This is a genomic window from Frankia sp. CeTa3Moorea (assembly GCF_978021225.1).
On sequence record NZ_CDXDOR010000159.1, the window covers coordinates 1 to 10,712 of the forward strand.

The 10,712-nt window shown below is 69.1% G+C and carries 7 protein-coding genes; 4 read left to right on the forward strand and 3 right to left on the reverse strand.

Features of this window, described 5'->3' with window-relative positions; all coding sequences use genetic code 11:
* Window positions 1-7: 7 nt before the first annotated feature.
* The 3 genes from AC08OV_RS20595 to AC08OV_RS20605 are packed head-to-tail and all read right to left on the reverse strand — an operon-like array spanning window position 8 to window position 3,300.
* A complete protein-coding gene (locus AC08OV_RS20595; RefSeq protein WP_476620141.1) occupies window positions 8-1,198 on the reverse strand; it encodes a DNA glycosylase AlkZ-like family protein in 1,191 nt (396 codons plus the stop codon).
* Between the two features lie 37 nt (window positions 1,199-1,235).
* The gene (locus AC08OV_RS20600; RefSeq protein ID WP_476620142.1) at window positions 1,236-2,549 is read right to left on the reverse strand and encodes a B12-binding domain-containing radical SAM protein; all 1,314 of its coding nucleotides are present in this window, start codon (window positions 2,547-2,549) and stop codon (window positions 1,236-1,238) included.
* A 52-nt stretch (window positions 2,550-2,601) separates the two neighbouring features.
* Window positions 2,602-3,300, reverse strand: coding sequence for a cytidylate kinase family protein (locus AC08OV_RS20605; protein ID WP_476620143.1), 699 nt, complete (start codon window positions 3,298-3,300; stop codon window positions 2,602-2,604).
* Between the two features lie 389 nt (window positions 3,301-3,689).
* On the opposite strand from AC08OV_RS20605, the gene AC08OV_RS20610 reads away from it, so the two are divergent.
* The 4 genes from AC08OV_RS20610 to AC08OV_RS20625 all read left to right on the forward strand — a co-directional run bounded on the left by AC08OV_RS20610 (window position 3,690) and on the right by AC08OV_RS20625 (window position 8,535).
* On the forward strand, window positions 3,690-4,625 hold the full coding sequence (locus AC08OV_RS20610; protein WP_476620144.1) for a 5'-3' exonuclease: 936 nt from the start codon (window positions 3,690-3,692) through the stop codon (window positions 4,623-4,625).
* 298 nt (window positions 4,626-4,923) lie between these two features.
* Complete coding sequence (locus AC08OV_RS20615) at window positions 4,924-5,544, forward strand: hypothetical protein (RefSeq protein ID WP_476620145.1); 621 nt, start codon at window positions 4,924-4,926, stop codon at window positions 5,542-5,544.
* 320 nt (window positions 5,545-5,864) lie between these two features.
* Window positions 5,865-6,569 (forward strand): hypothetical protein, encoded by a 705-nt coding sequence (locus AC08OV_RS20620; protein WP_476620146.1) that lies wholly within the window; start codon window positions 5,865-5,867, stop codon window positions 6,567-6,569.
* Window positions 6,570-7,764: 1,195 nt separating this feature from the next.
* Window positions 7,765-8,535, forward strand: coding sequence for a hypothetical protein (locus tag AC08OV_RS20625; RefSeq protein WP_476620147.1), 771 nt, complete (start codon window positions 7,765-7,767; stop codon window positions 8,533-8,535).
* The last annotated feature ends 2,177 nt before the right edge of the window (window positions 8,536-10,712 follow it).

The following is a 10,712-nucleotide window of genomic DNA, read 5'->3' on the forward strand; positions in this document are numbered from 1 at the left end:
GTTGGTGTCAGAGGGCGAGGGCGAGTTGCCGTGGGTCGGGCCGGGCGGCGGGAAGGGCGGGAGGTCGCCAGCCGGCGCGCAGGGCTTCGGTGTGTCGTTCGGCGGCGGCCGTGACCTGCTGGATGGTTGTCGTGGCCTGGCCGGGCAGGAGGGTCGCGATGACGGTTCGGCTGGCGGGTTCCCACGTCCAGGTACCACATACCTGGCCATCGAGGAGGACGGTGGGAAGGGCTTCACCGATCTGGTTGAAGGCCCGCCGTGGGGCGAGTTCGCCGAGGTAGCGGGTGCGGGTTTCGGCGTATGCCTTGAGCGCGACGTCCTCGTGGGCGAGCAGGTGCAGCCCGGTGGTGTGGGTGTCGGGGTCGGCCGCGGTGAACTGTTCGTAGCGGGCGGCGGGCATGTAAGCCGGGGACGGGCTCCAAGGGGTGGCGACTTCGAGGAGTGCGGTCTCGGGGTCATCGAGTGCGTCGAGGACGGCGGCACGGGAGAGGGCGGACCACCAGGTCGCGTCCCCCAGTGTCGCCGGGCCGTACCGGTCGAAGTAGGCCCGCAGGAGCATGCGGGTAGCGCTCCGCGGGTCGAGGTCGAGATCGAGATCGGGGTGGAGCTGGCTGGTCAGACCGAACATGCGGCGTTCGGCGTTCCAACAGCCGGAGGCATTCAGATAGGTGAGTGTGCCCGACTCCCAGGCAATTTTGACCGCGGCCCGGACTGCGGCTGGGCTGGCGGGAGCGAGGACGTCCTCGATACGCCGGTGCTGTAGCGGCCCACCCTGGAGCAGTTCTGGCAGCTGCGCACGGATCTCGGTGAGCACATGGTCAGGGACGCCGGCGTTGTGCGCGCGGCGGGTGGCGTCGCGGAGGCGGTAGTGGACGGTAGCCCGGTGCGCGGCGGCGGCGAGATCCACAGGGAGGAGATGCAGGGTGCGGCGCACACAGCGCAGCGTGATGAGGCCATGGGATCGACTGAAGAGCGACAGCGCCACCTCGGGACCTTCGGCGCGCGCGAGGACGGTCGCGAACGGGGACGGCAGCCGGGCCGCATGCAGCCCGAGCGCCGCGTGGCCGATCTGTGTGGCAGAGGTCAGCCGGCTACGAGGGTGCAATCCCTGACGGGACAGGGTCCAGTTCCACAGCCGACGGGCTTGGACGTCGGTGAGGGTGACGGCCCCGACGGTGCGCGGGTGCCGGCTGATCACCTGGGCACCGTAGCAGTGGGCAGGGGTGGGGTGGCGGTCACCCCTGGGGGCCCCAGTGGTCTTCGACGAAGCCGCGCAGCCTGCGGTAGGAGTCTTCGAGTTCGGCCCACTGGTCGGGGCCGCCCCACCAGTGGCGGTCGTTGTGGTGGATGTGGAATTTCGACCAGTCCCCGTCCCAGTCGGGCTGGGTGTGCAGGCCGTGGAGGGCATGGCGGTCTGGGTCGGCGTAGACCTGGGTGCCGGGCAGTGGGACGAACCGGAACAGCGAGACGCGGGTCAGCGACGAGCCCAACTCGCCGAGCAGGTTGATCGTTTCGTCGGTGGTCTGCCGGTTCTCGCCCGGGAAGCCGTGGATGATGAACGCCTTGGCGCCGATCCCGGCATCCGCGGTCGCGGCGAACGCTGCCTTGATCTCGGCACGGGTGGTGTTCTTGCGCATCGCCCGCAGGAGAGGTTCGCTGCCGGACTCGACCCCGTACTTGATCTCGATACAGCCCGAGGCCGCCATTGTCTTCAGCAGGGCTGGGTCGACGGTGTCGACCCGTGACAGCGCCGACCAGGACAGGTCCAGGTCGGCGACCGCGTCGCAGATGTCGGCAACCTTCCGCTTGTTGACGACGAAGTTGTCGTCGACGATCGCGAACCCGCCGATGCGGTAGCGGTCCACGAGGTGGGCCAGCTCGGTGTACGCGCTGGCTCCGGAGCGATATTGGATGCGGGTCTGGCCGGCGGCGCAGAACGAGCATGGGAACGGGCAGCCCCGGCTGAACATCACGTGTGCCATCCGCACGTCATGGCCGGCGAGCCGGTCGGTCATCACGACGTCCTCCACGGGCAGCAGGTGTCGTGCCGGCAGCGGCAGCCGGTCGATGTCCCGTATCAGCAGACGGGGGAGTCCGGATCGGATCTGGCCGTCCTCGGCCCAGCGGGTCCCGGCGATCCCAGTGACCGGCAGGCCGCCGCTGGCGCGGGCCAGCACGTCGAGGATCGTCTCCTCGGACTCGCCCACGCAGACGACGTCCGCGGCGAAGTCGCGCAGCGCGTCGTCCGGATAGAAGTTGGCGTGTACGCCGCCGACCATCACCAGCGCGCCCGGGTCGACCTGGCTGTGCGCGCGGGCCACCGCCATGAAGCCGTAGGTCGCCGAGGAGGCGAGGCTGAACCCGACCGCCTCGAAGCCGGAGAGGTCCAGGGCGAGCTGGTCGGGCCGTACTTGGATGATCGCCACCTCGTGGCCAGCATCTTCTAGCACTGCGGCCAGATAGAGCGCCCCGAACGGGGGGAACTCCCGGCGGCGTTCTCGGAACCGAGCCATATCGTAGACCTCGGGATAGAGCAAGGCGACACGCATCGCGGACACCTCCGGAGAGTTCGTCCTTCAAATGAGCGAGGGGATAGCCGAATCAGAAAGGCGCCTGGCACCTGGAACCCGCGGCTCGGGACGTGGAGCGCCGGCCTATATGCAGAATTTCGGCCGGGTGCAGCCTCTTCAGCCGAGCCACTTCCTCGGGCGGCCAGCCGCCCAGCAGCGCGGTGACGGTGGCGTGCACGATAGGAGCGAACGCGGCGATGCCCCGATCCGCGGACTCCCGGTCCGCGGTCGGGATCAGATGCGAGTTACAGAGCACGAGGTCGTAACGATCGCGGTCTAGATAAAGATCGAACTGATGGCGGCGCGCGAAGGAATCGCGGGTATGAGTGTCCTTCTCCTGGACCAGTGCGTGGCACTGAGCCAAGGACAGGCGGGTGAGCGTCTGTGAGACCAGGCACTTGCGGGCGCGCGACGGTGGGTCGGACTCGATCCAGACCCGCACCAGCGGATCCGGTGCGAGCCAGGCCAGGGCCCACGTGTCGAACACCGTGCGCCGCCGGCTGGCAGCCAACTCCAACAGCCGCCGGTCCAACTCCTCGTCTGCGGCATCACCTGCTCGGGCTGTCTGGATCTCGTTGTACCGTTCCAGCCAAGCCCTTTCCGCCGTGACGGGCATGCCGAGGATATCCAACAGCACCTCGGTTGCCGAGACATACTCATAGCCCAGCTCGCTGGCCAACAACCGAGCATGCGTGGTCTTGCCCGCAGCCGTCAGGCCAGCGAACGCCACATTCGCGCCATCAGGAAGAACATCTTCCGTCTCGGTGTGGTCGGCGGTGCTCATAGGGAAGACGGGAAGAAATCATGCAAACGGGCGCACTCGGACACGGACGAGCCGTCCTTTCACGCAGCGACACGGCGTCCCGAGTGTCTGTTCAAGCGAGGAACGTGACTATGCCAATAGCCGGTGACGGCCATGCGGGACACGCATAGACACCACAAGCCTCGGCGCGCGAAGATTCGGGCTTTGGGCACACCATCCCGTTGACGGTCCAGTGCGCGACCGCGCGGCGCGCATGTAGTGGATGATCTGGAACTGGCCGTATCGGCTACACTGTGCTGTCCGCGTCGTGGGCACCCGGATGTCCTCGGCCAGGGACGCGTGCGAAACGGTGAACCATGCCGGTCCTCTCACCCCTGCTGCTGGTCGACGGGCACAACCTGCTCCACCGGGCCGCGTTCGGCTTCCCCGCCCGGATCACCTCGCGCCACGGCCGCGACATCACCTGCGCCTTCGGCTTCTTCGCCCTGCTGCGCGCGGCGGCCCGGTCCGCCCCGCAGCCGCCCCACCTGGTCGTCGTCTTCGACGGGGAGAACGGTGCCGAGGTCCGGCGCCGCCTCGATCCCGGGTACAAACCCACGGTCGCGGGCGATCAGGAGGTCTTCGCCGACCTGCCGCGTATCCGGGACGGCCTGGAGATGCTTGGTGTCACCTGGATCGAGCATCCGCGATGGGAGGCGGACGACGTCATCGCTACCCTGGTCGAACGCGGCGACCGCCGGACCTGCCTGATCATGTCCACGGACAAGGACTTTTACCAGGTGCTCGGCCCGCGGACGATGCTCCTGAACACCAGCCGTCGCGCCGACCGGCGCCTGGTCACCGTCGCTGACGTGGTGACCCAGCATGGCGTCACCCCTGATCAGTGGTGCGACTACCGAGCCCTCACAGGAGATCCCTCCGACAACATCCCTGGAATTCCCGGAGTCGGCCCGAAGACCGCCAGCAGGCTTCTCGCCGATGGGGCACGCCTTGACGATCTCGATGCGTTCGGCCGTCTCACCGGACGAACCGGCATGGCGATCCAGAACCGCTGGGAGAGCCTCCTGCTGTGGAGATCATTGATAGCCCTCACCCGCACCGTCTCGCTTGGGCAGACACCGCCATCCGAGAAGCCGACCGGTCTCCCCCTGGCCGCCGACGTCATCCGAAGACTCGGCCTGTGGGAGTCGACCCCGCCGCAGCCAGACCATGCCACAGTGTCCCTGCTGGCCCCGGCTGAGCGAGGTCGAGAACGCCCGATAAGCAGCCCGGTCGGTGAGCGGACTCGCTAAACGGCCTCATCTACAGAGCAGCCTCGTCGGCCGGACTCTGAGCGCCGTCGGCTTGCCGGAGCGTGGACCGTCCGGCGGTGGGTGTCGATCTTCTGCACGCGTCCAATAGTACTTTCGAGCTATACGACGCCTTCCTATCAACCAGTCATCGTCTAGCCGTAACGGGTCAAATCGTGCTGGGGCACCGTTCCCGCTGCGAAGTTGGAACGGGTCTGGGCGGGTCTGGTCGGGCAAGCTGGAGGTACGGTCCGCAGCGGGACCGTGACCCGACGGCGCCGGACGTTGCGAGGTGGACGCGGTGGCTCCTCGTCACAGACCTGGCGATCGCCGGCCGTTTGGCCGGCTGGCCAGCGGAGTGCTGCTCGCGGTCGGCGCCGCGGTGCTGGTCTCCTGCTCGGACGGCGGCTCGACGCCTGGTGCGGCTGGCACGAGCAGCGCTGTCTCGTCGCCGGCGCGGGCGAGCGTCACGCCGTCGCCGACGTCTGCGGCCGAGGTCGCGAGCAGCGAGGCGGTGGCCGCGTACCTGGGGATGTGGCGGGCGGCCGCGGTCGCCAGCCACACGTCGGACTGGCAGGCTCCAGAGCTGTCCCGCTACGCCTCGGGCTCGGCGCTCCAGGTGATCACTGGCACGCTGTATGCCGACCGTTTCAACAAGGTCGTCTCCAGAGGCCAGTCGGTGAACCACCCGACGGTGACCTCGGCTGATCCTCCTGCCGCGCCCGCGACGGTCCTGCTCTCGGACTGTGGAGACGACTCGGGGTGGCAGAAGTACCACGCTGATCCAGGTCAGCCGGATGACGGGCAGCTGGTGACTGGATCTCCGGGTGGCCGCCGGCAGATCAGCGCCGAGGTGAGGCTCCACGAGGACGGTGTGTGGCGGGTCACGCGGTTTGCTGTGGGGTCGGTGGGCTCGTGCTAGGCCGGGTCGTAGGCGTCCTCGCCGTGGTGGCGGCCGTGTGCATCGGCGGGGTTGTGCCCGCGAGCGCCGAGTCGGCGCCACCCACAGGTCCGGATGATCAGGGTTGGTATGGGTCGGTGAACTGTGATCAGAATCCGCATCCGGGTTGCGAGCTGTTCGCGGGTGGGGGATCCGCCCCGGCGGCGCCTGCCGCGCCGCAGGGCCCTGCGCCCGGCGCCGGTGGTGGGGGCCAGGGTAGGGGCGCTGCGCCGGGCGACCGGAATCTGACGCCGCCGGAGACGGCGAAGTGCGCCTACGTCCGCAGCGACTATCAGCCGCCGGTGGGTGGTATGCGGCCGGTTGTTTATCAGCGGCCGGCGCGCGGGGGCCTGGTCGTGCGGGCCGCGGTGGCGCGTTCGGGGCTGTCGGTGGAGGTGGTGGCGTCTCAGCCGGGCCAGGGTCCGGGAGCCTGGTACCTGTACCAGTGCACGACCGATGGTGTGCGCGACGCGCTGTACCGGCCTCCGGTCTGGCTGGCGGACCCGCCGGCGCCGGGGCCGGGGGTAGATCCGGAGGCATTGGCGGCCCAGGCCCGCGACCATCTGGGACTCGCCGGTCCGGCGATCTCGATGAGTCCTGTCCGCGATCAGCTGGTGCAGCTGCCGACGTGGCTGTGGCTGGATGCGGCTGGGTGGAACCAGGTGGCGGCGACTGCGGCGGCGGGTGGGGTGTCGGTGACGGCGGTCGCCAAGCCGGTCTCGGTGGTCTGGTCTCTGGGGGACGGCGGGACGGTGACCTGCACGGGGCCTGGCACGCCGTACCCGGCCGGTGCCGATCCGAAGAGCGCGTCGCCCGACTGTGGCTACACCTATCATCACCGCTCGTTGGACGAGCCGGGCGGGACGTTCACCGTGACGGCGACCGTGCGCTGGGACGTGACGTGGGCGGGTGCGGGCCAGGCTGGCGCGTTCCCGGGTTTGACGACGACGTCGACGGTTGCGGTCCGGGTGATCGACATTCCTTCGCTCACGACGGGTGGGGGCTGAGGATAGGCCCCGTCCAGGCACGGTGCTCGGCAGGCGGCACCTGGTTTTGTGCTGAGGGTCTAGCATTTGGATGGAGAGTTCGCCTCGTGGACCGGCCGGTCGGGGATTCTGCCTGTGCGGGTTGGGTTGACCTGGCGAGTGGCGTTGCGCCGTGGCCGGCGGTTTTGCTACACAGGTCGGCCCGCTGGCCACGAGTTGGCTGGGTTGCTCGGTAGACCGCGGGGAGATCCGATCCGGCCGGCGGTCGCGTCGTGGATGCCTCGAAGCCGGAAATGTTGGCGTGTGGGTCCGGGCGGGGCGGAAATGGGCGGGTGGAGCATCGGCCGCCGCGGGCGGCCGACCGGTCAACGATGCGAGCGCCGCCCCAGCTACACCCTCGCTGACGCCGATACTCGCGGGGCATTGTAGGGGCATTTGTAAATGGGCAGCCGGTCCTGGGAGTTCGCCTCTATCTGAGCGGCGCTCCAGGGAGTGCTGCTGGGGCGGTGTGCAGTGGATCGCCGGTCTCGGCGGTGCCAGCGGGCCTGCCCAGCGAGACGGGTGCCCTGGTCAGCCGCCCTGCCCTAGGGGGCCTGGCCTCCGCTGCTCGTGCAGTGATCAGCGCCAGTGGTCGCTGCTCATCATGAACCGACTCTACAGGCATACCCCCTGCCCATCGGTGGGCCCGTCGGTTAGCCATTCTGGTCTCCAATTTGAGGTGCTACCCCACCCAGGCGCGCTGGCGCAGGTCACCGGCCTGCTGTCACCGCCCAAGAACAGCCCGACTGAGTTCCCCGCGAAGTCGGGGAGATAATCGGGGCGGGGAATGGCGGGCCTCGCCGGAAGCCGACTGAAGAGTGTCGGATCGGTGTCGCATTGTTCTGGAATTCAATGGTGTTTGCCTGGTGCTGCTTGTGTGGGTTTAGCCTTTCCATTTCTTTTCGCCCGTGCTGGCGGCAGGGTTTCCTTTGGCTTTCATGTCGCTGTCGCCACTCTCCGGGAAATGGCATTTGACCTGCGGAAACGCGACGGGAAATGATCGCAAGAAAGGTGGAATTTGGCGCCCGGAAGTATTGATTTCCGGGCGCGTGGGAGGGACTATTAGATATCGGCGCGTTGCGCCCGGCGCGCGGCGCTAAATCCCTCTCTCGCATGGAGCCCCTTCATGTCGCATGCCTTCATTTCCCCTGTCTTTTCGCGGGACATTCCTTCGACCGTGGCCGGTGAGGCGGTCACGGCGGAGGACATGGCGCGGGTGACCGAAGCGGACTTCTCCGCGATCGTGGAGTCCGCGCGCTGGTACTGCTGGAAGGCCGACGCGTCCCGGTCGCGCAAGCGTGCCGACGGTTCGGCCACGATCGCGCGGGACGGCCACGGGAGCTACGGCCACGACGACGTGTCGGACGATGTCGCCCAGGACGCGGTACTGATCTTCGCCCGGCGGCTTGGTGTGATCATGCGTAGCTGTGTGGTCGCGTCGGTCGACGTGGCGACCCGTGAGCCTGACCGGTGGCAGTACCGGCCGCAGGATGGAGAGATGTTCCTCGCGGACCGTGCCCTGATCCGCAAGTGGGCGGTCAAGGACGCTGCTCGGCGCAACGGCTACGGCGCCCCCAAGCCCACGTCGGAGGCCACGACACCGGAAGCGGCCGAGCAGCGCGCGCGGTATCTGGCCTCCGTGACCTACTTCGCGGGCATGTCAGATGTGATCTTCGCGTCAGCGTGGGGAGATGGTAGCGACTTCCCCACGCTTCGCAAGATCATTGACGTGGCGAACCGTGCCGATGACCTCGGCCGCGCCGGTGTGTTCTCGACCGTGGCTCAGCAGACTTACGGCGGCAAGTACGGATCCGGCCGGCAGCAACGCAGGATCCGGGACGCTGCCCGCGCGGAGGCACGCGAACTGTCCGCACGCTGCGACGCCATCCGCGATGACCTCGCCCACCGCGACCGACCGACGAAGCGCACCCCAGAGCCCGAAGACTGACCCCGTCCCTCACCCTCACGGAGCCTCCGAGCGTTGACGCTCGGAGGCTCCGCCCATTTCACCAGCGATCCCGCCGCTCCGCTGGTCGTGCTGGGCCGCGCTGGTCGTGCTGGGCCGCGCTGGTGGCGCTGGGCCGCGCTGGTCGTGCTGGGCCGCGCTGGTCGTGCTGGGCCGCGCTGGTCGTGCTGGGCCGCGCTGGTCGTGCTGGGCCGCGCTGGTCGTGCTGGGCCGCGCTGGTCGTGCTGGGCCGCGCTGGTGGCGCTGGGCCGCGCTGGTGGCGCTGGGCCGCGCTGGTCGTGCTGGGCCGCGCTGGTCGTGCTGGGCCGCGCTGGTGGCGCTGGGCCGCGCTGGTGGCGCTGGGCCGCGCTGGTCGTGCTGGGCCGCGCTGGTGGCGCTGGGTTCCGCCGGTCGTGCCGGGTTGGGTCAGGGTTCCGTTGGGTCGAGCTGGTTGTGCTGGGCCGTGCCGGGCGGCGCGGGTCGTGCTGGGCTGCGCCGGTCGCGCCCGCGGTGGCTCGTCGGCTCCGCGGGCCGCGCTGGTTCGCTTCGACCCGCCCACCGTCCTACCCGCCTGCCTTCCTTTCCGCCTTCCCTCCTACTCACCTTCCCGCCTTCCTGTCCGGCCCGGTTCCGGGCGCCGGTTCCGTGTCGTCCCGTTCCGCCGGGCTTCGCTGGTCTGGCCGGCTCCCGCCGACGCGCCGCGCCGGTCCGGTTCCGCCGGCCGTGTCGGCTCCTGGCCCGGCCAAGGTTCCGCCGCGCCGTGCGGAGCCGGCCGGTCCGCGCGGAGTTCCGCTGCTCGGGCCGCGCGCGGGTCGCGCGGGTCGCGCGTGGGCCGTGGTCGGGTTGGTGTCCGGTCGGAGGGCGGATGGGTCGGGTTGCTGACCGGTCCGGGTCCGGACCCGGACCTTGGGTCTTCGGGTGGGGCCGGTCCGTGCTCCGGTGGACGGTCGGGGCGGCGCTGGCGCCGTTGTTTGGGTAGGGCCGCCGATCGATCCGGCGGGTGGGCAACCCTGAGACGGGCAGCTGTCCGGCCGGCGCTGTGCTCGGCGGCAGGTCCTGGCCGGTCTGGAGGTATCGGGGTTGCTTCTTCGGGGAGCGGCGTTTCCACTTCCGGATAGGAAAGCCCCGTCTGCTGGGCGCGCCTCTGCCAGCTCGGATATGCCCCGGTTTTGTTGCCAGCGATCAATAGTCCGGTTGGACTATTGATCGCTGGCATGTCGTGGCCGGCGCTTGTGCGGCGAGCGCGACGTCTTTTCCAAGATTGTTCGGGGAGGTGTCAATCGGGGCCTGGCGCGCAGGCCGCTGGCGCAGTGACAGCGGCTGCTGTGTCCTGCCGGCGATGTCACAGCGTCGCAGGTCAGAGCACCGCTGGGCAGGGCGGAGTCTGCCGCTGGTGGGCGGCCGGTCGCCGGTGGTGGGCGTGGCTGCACGGGTCCGCTGTGCCGCCACGGACTGCCCAGCGATCTTTGCTGGGCATGGTGCGGAAGATCGCGCTGTCTTTTCGCTGTGCTCGATGTGGTGTCCTTGGATCCGCCAGAAACCGGTGGCATCAGAAAGGACACCCCACAATGCCCGAGGAAACGCGGCCCCTTTTCCGGGAACGCCTGGCGCCCGCAGCGTGGCGCCGCGCTGGTACCCCTTCGGGGTGCCTCCAGGCTGATCCGTCGCCTCCGCGGCGCCTCTGGCCCTGGGCTGGCACCCGCACCTCGGCCGGGGCGGATCGCGTGCCGGCCGTGCCGGACCTCATCCCGTCTGGCGGCCGTCGCTCCGCGCGGCACGTGATGATCGTCGCGGGCCGGTCGGTCAGCCCGCGCGGGCCTGCGCTGCGCGGCGGCGGTCGGGCGTGCCAGCGATCGTCGGGACGGGCTGGTTACCACGCCTGGCGATCATCATCCTATCGGGCTAGGTCATGCACACTATTCTTCGCCGTGAATGCACGTCACGACATATTTCGATCTTTAAACCTGGTCCCCCGGTGGGCGTGCCCCGTTTTTACTACCCGTACCGCGGAAAGGACGCCGACCCGCGCTCCGTCGACCCCGGACACCACACCGCCGGTCGAACAACACTTCCACAACTCTGGAGATCGACTGGCAAAAACGTGTCCGAAAACCGGATTCCTCATTAGCGGCATCTCCGGCCGCGCGGAAGGAGGATCCGCCTCGTGACCGACCCGGCCC

Excerpts from the sequence above, each read along its gene's own strand:
- AC08OV_RS20610 (WP_476620144.1), top strand. The coding sequence starts at position 3,690 with ATGCCGGTCCTCTCACCCCTGCTGCTGGTCGACGGGCACAACCTGCTC.
- AC08OV_RS20600 (WP_476620142.1), bottom strand. The coding sequence starts at position 2,549 with ATGCGTGTCGCCTTGCTCTATCCCGAGGTCTACGATATGGCTCGGTTC.